The 208-nt window shown below is 38.9% G+C and carries 1 protein-coding gene; it reads left to right on the forward strand.

What is annotated here, in order from left to right; all coding sequences use genetic code 11:
- Positions 1-208, forward strand: a 208-nt coding sequence (locus tag NJ376_RS28615) for a pepsin/retropepsin-like aspartic protease family protein (RefSeq protein ID WP_252956735.1), incomplete at both ends; no start/stop codon positions are given.

Consider the following 208-nt stretch of genomic DNA (forward strand, 5'->3'; position numbering starts at 1 on the left):
GCTCGTCAAGATCCAAATTTGGTGACGGGTACGTTCCTTCTAAACGACTGTTATGCTTCAGTTTTATTTGATACTGGTGCTGATAGGAGTTTTGTATCCGACGAATTTAGTCCCCTAATTCGTATTTCCCCAATTGCCTTAAAAGATAAATATTCAATAGAGCTAGCCAATGGGAAATTTGTAAAAGCCGATAAGATTATCCCAGGCT

Source organism: Siccirubricoccus soli, assembly GCF_024178315.1.
GTDB classification, from domain to species: Bacteria; Pseudomonadota; Alphaproteobacteria; order Acetobacterales; family Acetobacteraceae; genus Siccirubricoccus; species Siccirubricoccus soli.